Below are 17,093 nucleotides of genomic sequence, written 5' to 3'. Positions count from 1 at the left end.
CAGCTACCCTTATTTTGCAATCTCTTTCACCGCTCCATCTGCGGAACCGACAATTACTTTTGATGCAACTTTTACAAACAGCCCGCTTTCCACCACCCCGGCAATAGCATTGATCTGTTGCTGCAATGCGGCAGGATCAGCAATTACATTAAAATGACAATCTAAAATATAATTGCTGTTATCAGTTATAGAAGTCTTTCCCTCTTTAACACGCAATACAGGTTTACAACCTAAGGCTGCAAGTTTTTTTGCAGTGTGTGTATAACCAAAAGGAATTACTTCAACCGGCAGGGGAAATTTGCCCAGGTTTTCAACAAGCTTGCTTTCATCTGCAATTACAATAAACATTTTGCTTGCTACAGCCACAATTTTTTCACGCAGCAAAGCGCCGCCACCCCCTTTAATGAGGTTAAGATTTTTATCTACTTCATCAGCGCCGTCAATATCAATATCCAGTATATCCACCTTGTCTAAAGGCTGCACATCAATATTAACTTCCCTGGCTAATCTTTCCGTTTCATCAGAAGTAGCTACTGCAGTTACTTTCAAGCCTTGTTGTACCCGTTCACCAAGATATTGAATGGCCCAATACGCGGTTGATCCTGTACCAAGCCCTACAATCATTCCATCTTTAATATAGCTTACTGCTTTAAATGCTGCTGCCTGTTTAGCGTTCATTTTATTTGGGGTTTGCTTTGAGCTGTCAGCTATCAGCCTTCAGCTCTTAGCCTTTAAATGTAAAGGCTGTTTGCCTTAATGATTATTTTTTATAAGTGCCTCTTAAAAAACCTTATTACCTCTTATCACCTGATAACTGATAGCTGACACCTGACTGCTATCAGCCCTACTCCAACCCCCAAATCTTTCCTTTCATTGTTGCAGGCACTCCTTCTCTCAGCCATTGTGTTGGCTTATCGCCTTTCAGCAACCAGTCAAAAAATTGCTGTTCGCGTATTTGTATATCCTTCCTGTTTTTACGTTGGATAAGATTATGCGCTTCACCATTATAATTCAGCAACCAGACAGGTTTGCCCAGGCGTCTTAGTCCTGTAAATAATTCTATCCCCTGGTACCAGGGTACTGCGCCATCATTATCATTATGCATTATTACCAATGGCGTTGTAACTTTTGGAAGATAGAACAGTGGAGAATTCTGCATATACAACTGGGGCTTTTCCCAAAGTGTTGCACCAATGCGGCTTTGCGTTCTCTCATATTGAAACTGGCGGTTCATACCACTCTCCCATCGTATCCCGCCGTATGCGCTGGTCATATTGGCAACAGGCGCTCCGGCCCATGCAGCTTTAAACAGTTTTGTTTGTGTGATGAGATAAGCGGTCTGATAGCCACCCCAGCTTTGTCCCTGCAAACCAATACGAGTGCTGTCAACCCATCCTTTTTTTACCAATGCCCTTGCGCCGCTTACTATATAATTGTAAGCGCTCCTGCCGGGATAACCATCCGTATATGAAATATCAGGTGCAAAAACAATATAACCCCTGCTCACAAAAAATGAAATATTCAAACGGCTTGGCGTAGGCACAGGCGGTATGTATTGAAATAATCCGTCACTCAGCTTTTCATAGAAATAACAGATAGCGGGATATTTCTTTTTGGGATCATAGTTTTCCGGCTTGTATACAATACCTGTAGCTTCTTTACCATTATAAGCTTTCCACTTAAACAATTCCGCTGTTCCCCAATTGTATTCAGCCTGCTGCAGATTTATAGCGCTCAGCTTTATTTCTTTATTCCAGTTTGCATTGGTGTATAAATCAGGAGCTGCAGTATATGTTTCTTTCGTGTAGGCATATACGTTAGAATCCGCGGCTTTCAATACATTTTTTTCAATTAGAAAAGCGCCGCTGAATACCGGTTCAAGCTTTCCATCGCTTACAAAATTCAGCTTTGCCAGCCCTGAGTTTTTATTGGTTTCGTTAAAAGAGTAAAACAGTAATTCCCGGGATGGCGTTACAAACTGTTCGTCTTCATCCGTTTGTATGTACCTGTATCTTGTCAGGTTTTTTCTGCCTGTTTTAGTAATATTCACCGGTGCTATTACATCAGCAGGATCAACCTGCCATACATCAAAGCGATCATAAATCAATACGGCGAGATCACTTTGCGTCCAATCCATTATGCCATAAGGCGAAGGCGTTGTGGGCATATCAAAATCTTCCTGGTAAAGTTTAACCGGAATTTTAGCCGTAATATTTTTCAGGGCTCCGTTTTTCCATGTGAAATATGTTTTTGCTTTAGCATCATACCAAAAAATATATTTGCCACCGGGTGACATTCCTATTTGCCCGTTTACATCTTTTTTAATCAATTGTCTTGTGCCGTCATCAGCTTTTATGCTGTATACATCTTTTAACGTATTGCCTTCCCATTGCATGGCAATTCGTTTATTGATGTCTGTTATACCGGCAAAAATATCCGCATCTCCATCCGCGTCTGCCTGAACCATTGGAATTTCCACATCTGCAAGTTGCACAAACCGCTTGTTATCGAGATTAATCACAGCGAGATAGCTTCTCTTCAATTCCCTATCAAGATTTCTCAACTGCATTGTTTGCAGGTAGTCATCTTTATAATTCCATATATCCACTTTTACCAGGTCAATGTCAACTAGCGTAGTGTCTTTAGGAGGCTGTACCGGAGCGGAACCAGCAAATAATCTTTTGCCGGATTTACTGAACCTTAATGCAGCATTTTCACTTATGCCCCAGCCTATCGGCATACCGGCAATATTTTTATCTGCTAACATTATAGCGCTGTCCTGCCCGTTTTTCCAATACCAAAGCTTATAAAATTTCTGCAAGGCTTTTGCGCTACTGTCTCTCTCTGCCACATAAGCTATTTGGGTACCGTTTTCATCTATTGCGAAATTTTTAAAATCGTTGCCGCCTTTTGTAATAGTATCAAACCTGTTTTCCGCAGTTCTGAAAATTTGCACTGCGGCTTTACCCAAACTATCTTTTTTATTCCGGGTTGTTTCAATGAGCAGTATATTACCGGTTTTGCTCCACAAATATTCATTTACAAACTGCACTATTTCTGCCGTATTGGTATTAAGATTATAAATAGATATTGCAGTGCCCTCTCCAGCTTTCCCATCACCATCCTTATCATCATCAGCATAGTCATTTTCAATAAAATCTTTTATAGCCGGTGGATTGGTGATCTTTTGCCGTTTTTTTGCCTGTTCGGGTGTAGGTGCCGCTGTATTCTTCCTGGTAGAATCAATTTTCAACGCAAGTGAGTCTGTGGGTTTCTTCTTTGATGTGTCAGCCAGCGGCTTTTCCAGTTGCCAGGCAATCCATTGTGCGTTTTTTTTCGGAACCTGGTATGACTTTACCCTTGCAATTTTTGTAATGCTATCTTTCCCCAATTCCATTATTGCCAGCGAATCTTTGGGAAATTCATCCGGTTTTTTCTTTTTTATCTCCGCCTGCCGGGTATCAGCATAAGGCGGTTTTATTTTAAAAATAACAAAACGACTGTCGGGTGTAATGGTAACATTATATCCTCTTGGTATAGTGTTTTTATAGCTTGCATCTGTAGATTGTATCACGAGGTTGCCATCGCCTTCCTGCACATTAATTACATAAGCTATCCATTTACCATTATTACTGATCTTTTTTTCTCCGATGCTTTGCCAGCTATCATATACGGTATGATCGAGTGGTTTCTTTTGGGCGTGTACTGAAGCATTTGTCAAGAGTAAAAGGAAGAAAACAATTTTTTTCATGCTCATCATTTATGATCAAGCCTTGCAGTGCATTTCAAATTTCCGCGTGGTTGGTGTCTCCGCCAACCAGCAAAAATTGAAATGCTCCTCTATTTACAGGCTTTTCTGTATTCTAGAATAAATATTTGTAAAAATACAGCAATAGCAATCATAGTGGTTCTGTAATAGAACCATTCTGCTAAAAAATAAATGTTTTTATTAAATATGCCTTTTAGTTCAGGGCTTCCGCCGGCGCTTTTGAAGAAATTTCCACATAGCTGTTGCGCACTTTACGGCGGTAATTTTTAAACAGGCTCTGCCATTGTATTTTGAGTACTCCTAAAATTCCCTCTTTCACTATATTCTTATTCATTTTGGAAGAACCGAATTTCCTGTCAATAAATGTAATAGGCACTTCCACTATTTTAAACCCGAGTTTCCATGCGGCAAACTTCATTTCTATCTGGAATGCGTATCCAACAAAATTGATCTCATCAAAATTGATATTTTCGAGCACCTCTCTTTTATAACAAACAAAGCCGGCAGTGGGATCTTTAACCGGCATCCAGGTAATTAATCTTGTATATAATGCACCACCTTTTGAAAGCACATTTCTTTCAAATCCCCAGTTTTCTGTATTGCCACCTTTCACATATCTTGAACCAACCACAACATCGCCACCGGCACGGCCTGCTTTATATAAGCGCTCAAGATCTGCAGGGTCGTGCGAAAAGTCAGCATCCATTTCAAAAATGTATTTATACCCTTTTTCGAGCGCCCACTTAAAACCATGAATATATGCAGTACCGAGACCTTGTTTTCCCTTACGCACTTCAAGAAATATTTGCCCGGGATATAACGGTTGTAAGGCTCTTACAGCATCAGCAGTTCCATCAGGAGAACTATCATCCACAACAAGCACATGAAAGCCGAGCTGCATATCCATAACAGCCAGCAGGATCAGCTTTATGTTTTCACTCTCATTATAAGTCGGTATAATCACTAGTTTTTCCAATGGATATAACTTTTTTTATACTATAAAATTACTTGATACTTATTTGCTGAAATATATTTTACGCTTTCTTTAACAGGGTCCTGTTTAAAATCTCCGTCAACTTCTGCTTTGTATGCATGGCAAAATCTCCCTTCATCATCCAGTCGTAATATTGTGGCTCTAATTTCAATACATCCACAACTTTTTTGCCTTTATGCTTGCCGAAATTAAAGATTTCTACACCATTTTCCATCACAAACCTGCGTGCAAAATCCACAATTGGTTCACTACCTGTAAATTTCATCACAGATTCTACGGAAGTACCTAACTGGGGGTATTTTTCGAGCTGGGATTCCAGTATTTCGCAGGTTGCCTGTGCATCTGCCTCTGCGCTGTGCGCATTTTCAAGGCTTTTATCACAGTAAAATTTATAAGCGGCGCTCAGGGTGCGGGGTTCCATCATATGATATACCTTTTGAACATCCAACAGATGCCTGTCGGTAACATCAAAATCCAAACCTGCCCTCAAAAACTCTTCCACTAACAACGGTATATCAAAGCGGTTGGAGTTATAACCTGCCAGGTCGCAATTATCAAGGAACTGCCTGATTTCATTGGCTACCTGTTTAAAAGCAGGAGCATCTTTCACCATATCATCCGTAATACCGTGAACATCTGACGCGCCTTTGGGAATAGGCATCTGCGGGTTGATAAGCTTTCTTTTTACAACCCTTGTATTATCAGTTGATACTTTTACAATGGCAATTTCTACAATACGGTCTGTGGCAAGATTTACGCCTGTGGTTTCTAGATCAATAAAGGCTACCGGACGAGTAAGTTGCAATGGCATATTATAATGTTAGAATAAACTTGGCAAACTTCGGGAATTATTGTGAAATTTAAAATTTGAGATTTTTGAACCACAAAAATGCAGAGCCACAAAATTCCACAAAGATTTAAGCTTGTTTATTATATCGTGTTTAAAGCGATTATTAATGATAATCCCCGGTTTTCATGGTTTTATTGCACTGACCAATCCATTTATTGTTGAGGAATGTTAAAATCAGTTAAGGTAAACATACGTATATTATGTTGCAAAATACTGATAAACACACTATTAATTAAAACAACTTTTTTATTGATATAGCGTAAATAGAATATTAACTTGTTCCTTTGGCATATGGTTTGTTTCTTTGCAGTACTCCTTACCGGATAGAATATCCAAACCTCCCTTTGAAAAATTGAGATTATTTCCTACTCCTACGAGCGCCATGCTTGGAACAAATTATTACTACCTAAAACTTACAAAATGAAAAAAGTTATTGCTGTAATTATGCTCGTAATCGCTATTGGAGCCACGTTTACATCCTGTACCTCTTCAAGAGGTGGCTGTAAAGCAAACTCTGGAATGGTTGGATATAGATAAATGACAAACTACAACATGAATACAAGCTGCTTCAATGTTAAAATTGAGGTGGCTTTTTTGTTTTATATACATTTGCTTTTATTTTCAATAATGTCATGAATTATACTTCAAGAGGAATCAGGCACGAAAAAACTAAGGCTTTCTCCCATTTGGCTACGGACTATATTGAGCAAAATGATTTCTTAAAAAATTTCTATAGTCATTCTCCCAGCCTGCAAGGCTTACATGATGCAATAATTGAAAAACAGAACAGCGGTGTGAACCGTGCATTGCTGGTAGAGGCGATTACAGAGCAGTATAATAACACTGATACATCAGAAAAGGTTTTAGAAAATATTCAGCAATTATTGCTCGAAAATACATTTACGGTTTGCACTGCACATCAGCCTAATATTTTTACCGGGTACTTATACTTTGTGTATAAAATACTGCACGCAGTAAAAATAGCAGCCGAGTTAAAAGAAAAATACCCGGAGCATAACTTTGTGCCGGTTTATTATATGGGAAGTGAGGATAATGATCTTGAAGAATTAAACCATATTAATTTAAACGGCGACAGGCTTACCTGGCAAACTACACAAACCGGCGCAGTGGGCAGAATGCATACCAAGGGTATGGCTGGTGTTATTGAGCAGATCAGCGGGCAATTATCCATATTTGAACATGGCCCGACACTGATTGCTGCACTGAAGACTGCCTATTTAAAATCCGCGACCGTACAGGAAGCAACATTTAAGCTGGTTGATTTCTTTTTTAAAGAATATGGCGTGATTGTTTTAATAGCAGATACGCCTTTACTGAAAAAGCAGATGATACCTGTTTTTAAAGACGACCTGTTTAACCATACACCAAAAAACATTGTAGAAGCAACAACAAAGCGGTTATCAGCGCAATATCATATCCAGGTAAATCCCAGGGATATTAACCTGTTTTATATGAAAGATAATTTGCGTGAACGGATTGTACAGGATGGGAACTTTCGCATAAACAACACAGAGATATACTTTACAAAAGAAGAAATAGAAAAAGAACTGGAGATCAATCCCCAGAGATTCAGTCCTAATGTTGTGCTACGGGGGCTTTACCAGGAGACCATTTTACCAAATATCGCTTTTATAGGCGGTGGCTCTGAAATTGCCTATTGGCTTGAGTTGAAAGACCTGTTCGTTCATTATACTATTCCATTCCCTGCCCTGGTGCTCAGAAATTCTTTTTTGATTATAGATGAAAAAATGGCTGAGCTGGCAACTAAACTTCAGGTAAACGACGAACTTTTATTTGAAGACGCTAACGCTATCTTCAGTCATTTGGTTAAAGCACAAAGCCAGCAACAATTATCCATAGAAAAAGAAAGGATTGCTTTGGCAGATATATACGGGCAAATCAAAAATGTGAGTGCGGCTATAGACCCTACGCTAAGGCAACATGTTGATGCATTAAAAACCAGGACTGAAAAGCAGTTGAAAAATTTAGAAAAGAAATTGCTCAGGGCTGAAAAAAGAAAACACAAAGACCAGGAGACACAAATCCTGAAGTTAAAAACGCATCTTTTTCCTAATAATAGTTTACAGGAAAGAGTAGAAAACATTTTGCCCTATTATGCGAAATATGGCGCAGGCTTTATAAAAATGTTGTATCACCACTCTCCTGCACTTCAACAGCAGTTTACCATTGTAGAAGAGCGCTGAATTAATTCACATATACGCTGAATTAATTCACATATACTTTATATCCCCATTGCGGCAGGGATATTGTTTTGTCTTTAATGAAGCTTTTTAACTCTCCGGTAAACAACTCTTTCATTGGTGTGGCAATATTTATTTCAGGTTGTACGGTTGACGGATATGGCGAAAGGTTTAACAATACCAGCACATTATTCTTGCCGTAAGTTCTTTGGTATACAAGTACATCGGCATTAGTAGAAACAGATAAGATATTTGTTTGCACCATGGGACTACCGGCAGCCAGCGCCGGATGTTCTGAATGCAGCTTCAACAATGTTGTGAAAAAATCTGCTAATTCATATTTACCATTCCATTCAATTACATCTTTATCAAAAAACATCAGCCGTTTATGATTGGGCATTTCCTGGCCGCTGTATATAAGTGGTATACCATTCCATGTAAAGCTTAAAACAGACAATGCTAAAGCCATGTCTCCATATTTTTCAAACTCTGTTCCGTTCCAGCTATTCTCATCGTGATTGGAAGTAAAATATAACCCGGTTGTACCTGGCGGATTAGTATGCTCGTATTGCAGCAGCAAATCTCTCAAGACCTGCACATTCCTGTTATGTTTATAAAAATCTTCAGTGGCGTGCATCCATTTCCAGGCGTAAGCTGCATCAAAAACTTCCATATAATCAGGGTTTTCAATAGCATCAAACTCTCCCAGCCAGAAAAGCGGTTTTATTTTTTCCAGTTCAGGCCTTGCTTTTTGCCAGAAATGCAATTCAACCCAGGAGGCAAGGTCGCACCGGAAGCCGTCTATATCACTGGTTGTGATCCAGAACTTCATTGCCTCAATCATTGCCTGTACCAGTGCGGGGTTATCATAATCCAGCTCGATAATATCATCCATACCTGAAGCTGCCATAAAACTGCCATTAGCATTTTTCTTATAAAAACCGGGATTGGTTTTCGTCCATATATGATCCCACCCGGTGTGATTGGCGACCCAGTCCAGGATTACTTTAAAGCCAGATTTATGCGCTTCCTTTACAAAATTTTTAAAATCATCAAGCGTACCGAATTCAGGGTTTACCGCAGTATAATCAGAACAGGCGTAATAGCTGCCCATTGTTCCCTTCATTTTTTCTTTAGCTATGGGATTTATGGGCATTATCCAGAGTGTTTGCACACCCATAGCTTTCAGCCTTGGCAACTCCTTTAAAAAAGCATTAAAAGTGCCTTCCCTGGTGTATTGTCTAAGGTTGATCTCATAAATATTGGTATTATAGCTCCATTCTACTCTTTTAAATGAACCCGTGATACTATCTCCACTCATATTTATTCTTATTTTGTTATGAGGGAAGATACAGTTTTTTTAAGAGGTAAGAACAGAAGTTCATATCCTGATTTAATCTTCCTAATTTCGCACCGGAATGAAGCAGTTTAATGTTCCCATTATATATAGAAGTCCTTTAATCTCTGCTATAAAGAAATTCAGGAAGCAGCAGGATAAAATGAAAAAAGACTTTACGCCAACCTTTCTCGATTTAGGTCCGCTACAGATATACCTTGCCCGTCATTTTGGGTTTTGTTACGGCGTTGAAAACGCGATTGAAATTGCCTTCCGTACAGTAGAAGAAAACCCGGGAAAAAGGATTTTCTTATTGAGTGAAATGATCCATAATCCGCATGTAAATGAAAATCTGCAGGAAAAGGGCATCCGTTTTTTACAGGATACTTATGGAGAGCAATTGATTCCTTTTGAATCATTAACGGCAGATGATATTGTGATTATTCCTGCATTTGGTACTACGCTGGCTATTGAAAATAAATTGCAGGATATAGGTATCAGCATAAAAAAATACAATACTACCTGTCCATTTGTTGAAAAAGTATGGAATCGGGCAGAGCAGATAGCGCAAAAAGGATATTCAATCATTATTCATGGTAAGCCCAAACATGAGGAAACCCGTGCAACATTTTCGCATAGCGCGGCAGGAGCTCCTGCTGTTGTGGTAAACGACATGAATGAAGCCATCGCTTTGGGAAAATATATTACCGGAGAAAAAAACGCGGCTAAGTTTGAAGTAGAATTTAAAGGAAGATACTCCCAGGGTTTTGATCCGGAAAGGGATCTGCAACGTATAGGGGTTGTTAACCAGACTACAATGTTAGCCAGCGATACCCAGGGTATAGCGGATTATTTAAAGGAACTGATGATCAATCATTATACCCTTGATGAGAAAAATGTGGGAGAAAGATTTGCCGATACCAGGGATACCTTATGCTATGCTACCAACGATAACCAAACCGCTGTAACCGGAATGCTTGCAGATACAAAAGCGGATATTGCTATTGTAGTAGGCGGATACAACAGCTCAAATACATCGCATCTTGTAGAATTATGCGAAATGGTGTTACCAACCTTCTTTATTGAAAGCGAGGAAAAGATTTTATCTACGGAAGAAATCCTTCATTATAATTTTCATACAAAAACAGAAACATTGACGAAAGGTTTTTTGCCCGGTAAACAGCCTGTAAAAGTATTAATAACCAGCGGCGCTTCCTGCCCGGATGCAATGGTAGAAAATATTATCAGGAAACTTGCAGGGTTTTATAACCAGGAAGCAAAGATTGATGCTTTGGCTGTGAACTTTAATGATTAGCAGCTTCTATATTTCTTCGCCGATATAAATGTTGCCTTTATAGACTTCTTTAATGGCTTGCAATAATTGTTCTGAAACCGCAAATTTTGATACAAAACCCTTTGCACCGGCATCCATCATCTCTTTTTTATAAATTGATGAAGTGTGGGTGGATAATGCTATAATCTTTATATCTCTATTAAGACCAACAATTTTTTTGGTAGCCTCTATGCCAGACATGCCAGGCATGCTGATGTCCATAAGTATAACATCAGGGTTTACTTCGGTAAGCTTTTCAATTATTTCAGTTCCACTACTGAAAACCCCTGAGATTTTCAGCGCTTGGTCGGTACTTAAAAATAACATCCATGCATGCCTTACTGCCGGGTGATCATCCACAATAGCAACTTTTATCATTTTCACAAGGGTTTACAAAGTGCATTACAAAAATCGTATAAACCCTTAGTAAAAACACCAGTTTTCTTCTATTGTTTGGATACGAATCCGGTTTATTACCATAAATCAACATTGGTGGGAAAAATGAAACGCGGATGAAACAGAGGCTCACGGAATGTATCCATGCTATTCAGTTCCATCCGCGTATTCCGTGTACTATTCTTTAAAAAAATTATGGTTACCCGCTCACCTAATACTAATTGTAATTTAATGCTATATCCAGTACCTGCTGCATGGTTTTTACGTAATGGAATTTAATGCCCTTAATGTAATCAGAGTTGATCTCCTGAACGTCTTTTTCATTTTGCCAGCAGAGAATAACTTCCTTCATTCCGGCTCTTTTAGCAGCCAGTATCTTTTCTTTAATTCCACCTACCGGCAATACCTGTCCACGTAAGGTTATCTCGCCCGTCATAGCAACATAGGGTTTTACCTTTTTTCCTGCAATAGCCGAAGCTATAGCAGTCATCATGGTAATACCCGCACTTGGGCCATCTTTGGGAACGGCTCCTTCAGGCACATGCACGTGAATATTCTTTTTCTGAAATATTTCAGGGTCAATGCTATATTTCTTTGCATTTGCCTGCAAATATGTAACCGCGGAAATAGCGCTCTCTTTCATTACATTACCGAGATTACCGGTCAATTTCAGCTCCCCTTTTCCATCACTCAGGCTGGTTTCAATAAATAAAATATCCCCCCCTACATAGGTCCATGCAAGCCCTACGGCAACGCCTGGCATATTTGCAACTTTGTATAAATCATTGCTATATCTTGGTTTACCTAAAATTTTTTGTAAGTCTTTTTCGGTAACTGTAGGCTTTAATTTTTCCTTTATGGCATATTCTTTTGCCAAAGCCCGCATTATTGATGCCAGTTGCCTGTCTAACTCACGCACGCCACTTTCGCGGGTATAATCCTCAATTACTTTGGTTAAAACCGGGTCGCTTATTTTGACAGGCACATTTTTAAGCCCATGCATTTCTTTTTGCTTGGGTACCAGGTGGCGCTTTGCTATCTGTACTTTTTCTTCAACTGCATAACCATTAAGATCAATTATCTCAAGGCGGTCACGAAGTGCAGGCTGTATGTTCTGAAGATCATTGGCAGTGGCTATAAACAGCACTTTGCTTAAATCATATTCCTGTTCGAGGTAATTATCGTAAAAAGTATGGTTTTGCTCAGGATCAAGTACTTCAAGCAATGCTGAAGACGGGTCACCATGAAAATCCTTGCCCACCTTATCAATTTCATCAAGAATAATAACCGGGTTTGAGGATTTTACTTTGCGGATAGATTGAATGATACGGCCCGGCATAGCGCCAATATAGGTTTTTCTGTGCCCGCGTATTTCGCTCTCATCCCTTAAGCCACCAAGACTTAACCTTACGTATTTTCTATTTAAAGCAGATGCTATACTTCTTCCCAGCGAAGTTTTACCAATACCGGGAGGACCGACAAAACAAAGAATGGGGCTTTTCATATCTCCTTTCAATTTCAATACGGCGAGATATTCCAGGAGTCTTTCCTTTATCTTGTTCATACCGTAATGATCACGGTCTAATATCTTTTTTGCTTTATTTAAATCGTAGGAATCAATGGTACCTTCTTCCCATGGCAGTTCAAGCATCAGGTCGAGGTGATTATATACTACAGAGTAATCCGGAGTTGATACGTGCATGCGCTCAAGCTTGGCAATGCCTTTGTTGAACAATTCCTTTGCAGCTTCCGGCCATTTCTTTGTTTCCGCTTTTTTCTGCATTTCCCGGATCTCCCGCTCATTTGAATCTCCGCCTAATTCTTCTTTAATACTCTTTAATTGCTGCTGTAAAAAGTATTCTTTCTGCTGTTTATCTAATTCTGTTTTTGTTTTATTGGTAAGCTGGTTTTTTAATTCAGCAAATTGCAACTCCCTGTTGAGCAAATGCATCAGCTTTTCAGCTCTTATTTTTATATCATTTATTTCAAGGAGCTCCTGCTTTTCTTTCAGGTCTATATTGATATTGCTGCTCACAAAGTGGATAAGGAATGCAGGGTTCTCAATATTTTTGAGTATTACAGAAGCCTCAGAAGGCATATTAGGCGACAGCAATATGATCTGCGAAGCGAGGTCTTTAATAGAGCTTACGGTAGCTGCAAAATGCTGGTCCTCTTCCAGATTTATTTTTTCTTCTTCCAGCAATTTAATGGTGGCCCTGAAGTAAGGCTCTTCAGTGGTAATGGTTTCTACACTAAACCTTTTGCGGCCCTGTATTATAATGGTTGTGCCTCCATCAGGCATTTTTATAAGCTTGATAATTTTTGCAACAGTTCCAATAATTTCCAGGTCTTTTATTAACGGCTCTTCTATAGTACTGTCTTTTTGCGCTACAACACCTACCAATTTGTCAGCTTTATATGCATCATTTACCGCTTTAACCGACCTGTCGCGGCCTACGGTAATGGGTATAACCACACCCGGAAACAGTACAGTATTACGCAGCGGTAATAAGGCAATTTCAGATGGAATAACTACTTCATCGGCATTTTCGGAGTCATCTTCATTCAAAGGAATAATGGGCATAAACTCCATTTCGTCTTCCGGTCTTACAAATAATTCTTTTGATTTCATGTTATTTTTTTCTCGGTCAATATGACATTCTTTTAACGAAAACAGGGTTAAAATCTGTGGACTATATACTGGTCAACTTTAATGCCAGTAAAAAGCAAAAATCCGGGCAAATGCCCGGATTTTGATAAAGCAATGATTTTATTATTATAATGCAAAGCCAACGCCAAGTTGTACGGTCTGGCTTTTCCATTTATCCTGATTATCAATATCATTGATATTTGTTAAACCAACACCATAGCGTCCGTATACTCTTAGTCTCAGGATATTGATCTGCGCACCTGCCAGCATGGAAAAATCTCCATCGGTAAATGCATCACGCCCGTTCTCGAGGAACTTTTTTTGTTTGTTCATTAATATGCCGAACTGCGGACCGGCCTGGAAAGTAAGAAAAGAAACAGGGCGGAATGAAAGTAAAAGGGGGATGCTGAGGTAATTCAATTTGACATCTTTTAATTCATCAGAAGAGATTTTGTAGATGTCTTCAAACTGGGTAGACGAAGAAGTATTTGTTTGGCTGAACATTACTTCGGGTTGTATTCCCCATTTTGATGAAAACATTATTTCAGGCGCCACAGCAAGGTGATACCCTAATTTGTATTCATCTTTAAAAGACTTGCCATCAATCTTACCCATATTGGCGCCCGCATGCAATGCAAGCCTTAAGCCCTGGGCGGATGATGAATTTGCAATAAATAAAGCAAGGGTAATTGCTACAGAAGATAATAAGATACGTTTCATGTTGGAGGTTTTATGATCTGAAAATATAACAAGTTTAAGACCACACCGTTATGGTTTTCAGAGTAATTTGTTAAGCAAAATACAGGGAAATGTTATTGTTGCTTTTCAAATCTATTAGTCTCACCTCTACACAATCGTAATCAAAATTTAAAGCCAACAGTAAGCAATACATTTCCAACAGTACTGTTAACCTTTGCTACATTAAATTCATTGTCAACTAACCTGTAAGGATAATAAGCATCTTTGATGATCTGGTGGATATATGCAAGGTCAACAAACATACCTTTATTACGCCAGCCTAATCCACCACTGATGTTCATGCGGCTGCCCTTGGTAGCATCTGCCGCATTGCCAAAATAATTATTTGTGTATGGATTACCGTAATAGCCGAAGCCGGCCCTTACCATTAATGTTTCGAATTTTAATTCTCCTCCAATTCTCAGATTTACAGCACCTTTCGTAACGTTATCTATTGTTTTATTTAAGTCTGAAAAATAGGCTTTATCATCAGCGTTGCTGTTATCCTGGGCATTAAAAGCAGCACCTTTGTAGGATACATATTCCACATCGGCGCTTATAAATCCTTTTTGCGCTTTTACATCTCCCTGCGCTCCAAAAAGATAGGCAAGCCCTACACCGATACGCATGGGGGTTCTGTAGCGGTAATTATATTCGCCGGGGTATCCATCGGTCAGCTCTGTAGATTCTTTGGATTGTACACCGGCATAATTTTCTGTATCTGCGGTAAGTGATCCGGTATAAGTATCTTTAAACGAATACCAGGAAGGAGTATGAAAACTCAGTCCCACACGCAAGGCATCAACAGGTTTAAAGATTATACCCAGCTTTAAAGAGGCGCCTACTCCGTTTGTTCTCAAATATTCTTCTGCTTCAAAATAATTAAAATAATTATCAGTGGCAGATGTTGCATCTTCTTCGCGGAATGTACTTGTCCGAGTAAAAGTCAGTGTGCTGATATTTAACGAACCTCCGATATAAAATACGTCATTATAATTAGCTCCCAAACCAATACTGAAGTCGGATATACCACCACTGGTATTGATAACCTGTCGTTGCTTTAATCCTGTTCCTACAGAAGCATTGCTGAAATAGCCGGCAACATTTCCATCTGCATCTGCAATGGTATCTACGAGGTAGGTCCAATATGCAAGACTTGCTGAAGATGGAAAATCATTTTCTGCTGATACCATGTCAACAGGATTTCCATTATTGTAAAGTGTCTCCAGGTATTTTTCAGAGAAAGAACTTTGATTGTTATTGCCCTGAAGCAATACCCGGTTATTAAAATTTGCTGTTTTGCTAATGGCAATACCCACACTCACATTTTTCCAATTACTGTTCCTGGTAGAAGGTATACCCCAAACAACGCCTACCGGCCCATAATTAAACCCGTTTTTTGAATCTGTTGCAGATGAGCCGCGATAAGATGTTTTATTATTTGCAAAAGAAAAGCCGGGGCTTAAAATAAACTCACTTGTTTTATACATACCCAAGCCAGCCGGGTTTGTATACAACGCTGTTATATCGCCCCCAAGGGCAGTTACTGCACCTCCTATGGACTGCGCCCTTGCAGTTCCCTGAGGTGTTAACCATGAATATCGTATGGCATCTGCCGGTTCCTGTGCAAATAAAACTGAACTGGTTAAAATAAAGCCTAACGTTACGATTGCTCTCATTTTTCAAGATATTTTATGCAACTATAGAAAAAAACTTAACTATACTAAAAAGAGCGGCTTACCGCTCTTAATTTATTTCAAAAATCAAACTAAACTTATTAAATGGTCAGATATCTTTTCGTTACTGTCTTCCGGGACGGGAAGGAGCGCTACCTCCACCACCTCCGCTGCTTCCACTGCTTCTGCTGCTACCAGATGAACTTGGTGTATAGCTTGGTGAAGAACTGCTGCTTCTTGGTGAATCATATGTTCTTGAAGGTCTGCTGTCATTACCTGAACTGTATGTAGACCTGCGGGGGCTTGTGGTACTTGATGACCGGCCCGGGTTTACATAATTATTATCATTAGTTCTGAATACTCTTCTTGGAGTATTGGTGTTATTGTTAATGCGGCTGTTATTATTGGTTCCGTAACTTCCTAAATTATATGTTCTGGGCCTGTATGAATTTGCCGGCCGTGTTACACCTGTTTTGCCACCACCGGGATAGTAATAACCTCCTCCATAATATGGATTATAGAATGAATAAGGGTTGTAAAAGCTATTCCAACCGCCATATAATCCACCCCAGCCAATGCCTAATCCCCAACCGCTTCCGTAATAAGAATAAGGTGAGTACATGGAGTAAGGAGAATAGAATGAATAAGGGTTATAGCCGTAGCCTAATCCATATCCGCCAAAACCTCCGTAATAAGGAGAATACATGGCATCATACATAGCATAATTGTTATCAAAAGCAGACCACATGGAGCGGTTTCTTACCTTCATGCGCAGGTAATTATCCTCGCTGTTATATGCTGAGCGGTCTTGTTCTGTCTGAACATTTACATATTCATCATTTCCATCTTCACTATAGTAATCACCTTCATCATCAGATGAAGCCGCCGTTCTCATTTGCGGAGCAGGAGAATAATATACATCATCCGGTGTTTGGCCTGATTTATACATAGTTGAGCAACTACCCAAACCTATAAGCGCAACACCTAAAAGTAAAATTCTTGACTTCATGATAAGAGGGTTTTAATATTTACAATATGAAGTTACTACATTTGCGCAATTCCTATGTTAATATATTCAAAATAGTTGTTCATATACATGCAAAAAATACTATATGAGAATTTTATTAAC

Annotated in this window: 12 protein-coding genes; 2 read left to right on the top strand and 10 right to left on the bottom strand. The window is 39.3% G+C overall.

Annotation, left to right across the window (positions count from 1 at the left end; translation table 11 throughout):
* Positions 1-9: 9 nt before the first annotated feature.
* The 4 genes from rpiA to DC498_RS04240 form a co-directional block, all read right to left on the bottom strand.
* Positions 10-678, bottom strand: coding sequence for a ribose-5-phosphate isomerase RpiA (gene rpiA, locus DC498_RS04255; protein ID WP_116872881.1), 669 nt, complete (start codon positions 676-678; stop codon positions 10-12).
* A gap of 166 nt (positions 679-844) precedes the next feature.
* Entirely contained in the window at positions 845-3,751 is a 2,907-nt protein-coding gene (locus DC498_RS04250) for an alpha/beta hydrolase family protein (RefSeq protein WP_116872970.1), read from the bottom strand.
* Between the two features lie 211 nt (positions 3,752-3,962).
* Positions 3,963-4,745 (bottom strand): polyprenol monophosphomannose synthase, encoded by a 783-nt coding sequence (locus DC498_RS04245; protein ID WP_116872880.1) that lies wholly within the window; start codon positions 4,743-4,745, stop codon positions 3,963-3,965.
* A gap of 58 nt (positions 4,746-4,803) precedes the next feature.
* A complete protein-coding gene (locus DC498_RS04240; RefSeq protein WP_116872879.1) occupies positions 4,804-5,574 on the bottom strand; it encodes a 3'-5' exonuclease in 771 nt (256 codons plus the stop codon).
* Positions 5,575-6,245: 671 nt separating this feature from the next.
* On the opposite strand from DC498_RS04240, the gene bshC reads away from it, so the two are divergent.
* A complete protein-coding gene (gene bshC, locus DC498_RS04235) occupies positions 6,246-7,838 on the top strand; it encodes a bacillithiol biosynthesis cysteine-adding enzyme BshC (protein WP_116872878.1) in 1,593 nt (530 codons plus the stop codon).
* A gap of 22 nt (positions 7,839-7,860) precedes the next feature.
* Here the strand turns inward: bshC and DC498_RS04230 are convergent, their stop codons facing one another.
* Positions 7,861-9,156 carry an alpha-amylase family glycosyl hydrolase gene (locus DC498_RS04230; protein WP_116872877.1) on the bottom strand — a complete coding sequence of 432 codons (1,296 nt, stop codon included), beginning with the start codon at positions 9,154-9,156 and terminating at the stop codon, positions 7,861-7,863.
* A gap of 97 nt (positions 9,157-9,253) precedes the next feature.
* Here DC498_RS04230 and DC498_RS04225 point away from each other — a divergent pair, with 97 nt between their 5' ends.
* Positions 9,254-10,486, top strand: coding sequence for a 4-hydroxy-3-methylbut-2-enyl diphosphate reductase (locus DC498_RS04225; protein ID WP_116872876.1), 1,233 nt, complete (start codon positions 9,254-9,256; stop codon positions 10,484-10,486).
* Between the two features lie 6 nt (positions 10,487-10,492).
* Here the strand turns inward: DC498_RS04225 and DC498_RS04220 are convergent, their stop codons facing one another.
* The 5 genes from DC498_RS04220 to DC498_RS04200 all read right to left on the bottom strand — a co-directional run bounded on the left by DC498_RS04220 (position 10,493) and on the right by DC498_RS04200 (position 16,973).
* Positions 10,493-10,882, bottom strand: coding sequence for a response regulator (locus DC498_RS04220; protein WP_116872875.1), 390 nt, complete (start codon positions 10,880-10,882; stop codon positions 10,493-10,495).
* Positions 10,883-11,117: 235 nt separating this feature from the next.
* Complete coding sequence (gene lon / locus DC498_RS04215) at positions 11,118-13,532, bottom strand: endopeptidase La (protein ID WP_116872874.1); 2,415 nt, start codon at positions 13,530-13,532, stop codon at positions 11,118-11,120.
* 144 nt (positions 13,533-13,676) lie between these two features.
* Positions 13,677-14,270 carry a porin family protein gene (locus DC498_RS04210; RefSeq protein ID WP_116872873.1) on the bottom strand — a complete coding sequence of 198 codons (594 nt, stop codon included), beginning with the start codon at positions 14,268-14,270 and terminating at the stop codon, positions 13,677-13,679.
* Positions 14,271-14,410: 140 nt separating this feature from the next.
* Positions 14,411-15,967 carry an OmpP1/FadL family transporter gene (locus DC498_RS04205; RefSeq protein WP_116872872.1) on the bottom strand — a complete coding sequence of 519 codons (1,557 nt, stop codon included), beginning with the start codon at positions 15,965-15,967 and terminating at the stop codon, positions 14,411-14,413.
* 121 nt (positions 15,968-16,088) lie between these two features.
* Entirely contained in the window at positions 16,089-16,973 is an 885-nt protein-coding gene (locus DC498_RS04200) for a hypothetical protein (protein ID WP_133176759.1), read from the bottom strand.
* Positions 16,974-17,093: the final 120 nt, after the last annotated feature.

Origin of the sequence: Terrimonas sp. (assembly GCF_003075435.1) — a bacterium.
In the GTDB taxonomy this organism is placed as follows: domain Bacteria; phylum Bacteroidota; class Bacteroidia; order Chitinophagales; family Chitinophagaceae; genus Agriterribacter.
Note: the sequence above shows the minus strand (reverse complement) of the source record. Positions and strands in the feature narration are given on the sequence as shown.

Bases quoted from the DNA above. Each gene is read 5' to 3' on its own strand.
- rpiA (WP_116872881.1), bottom strand. From the start codon at position 678: ATGAACGCTAAACAGGCAGCAGCATTTAAAGCAGTAAGCTATATTAAA.
- DC498_RS04250 (WP_116872970.1), bottom strand. From the start codon at position 3,751: ATGAAAAAAATTGTTTTCTTCCTTTTACTCTTGACAAATGCTTCAGTA.
- DC498_RS04240 (WP_116872879.1), bottom strand. From the start codon at position 5,574: ATGCCATTGCAACTTACTCGTCCGGTAGCCTTTATTGATCTAGAAACC.
- bshC (WP_116872878.1), top strand. From the start codon at position 6,246: ATGAATTATACTTCAAGAGGAATCAGGCACGAAAAAACTAAGGCTTTC.
- DC498_RS04230 (WP_116872877.1), bottom strand. From the start codon at position 9,156: ATGAGTGGAGATAGTATCACGGGTTCATTTAAAAGAGTAGAATGGAGC.
- DC498_RS04225 (WP_116872876.1), top strand. From the start codon at position 9,254: ATGAAGCAGTTTAATGTTCCCATTATATATAGAAGTCCTTTAATCTCT.
- DC498_RS04220 (WP_116872875.1), bottom strand. From the start codon at position 10,882: ATGATAAAAGTTGCTATTGTGGATGATCACCCGGCAGTAAGGCATGCA.
- lon (WP_116872874.1), bottom strand. From the start codon at position 13,532: ATGAAATCAAAAGAATTATTTGTAAGACCGGAAGACGAAATGGAGTTT.
- DC498_RS04210 (WP_116872873.1), bottom strand. From the start codon at position 14,270: ATGAAACGTATCTTATTATCTTCTGTAGCAATTACCCTTGCTTTATTT.
- DC498_RS04205 (WP_116872872.1), bottom strand. From the start codon at position 15,967: ATGAGAGCAATCGTAACGTTAGGCTTTATTTTAACCAGTTCAGTTTTA.
- DC498_RS04200 (WP_133176759.1), bottom strand. From the start codon at position 16,973: ATGAAGTCAAGAATTTTACTTTTAGGTGTTGCGCTTATAGGTTTGGGT.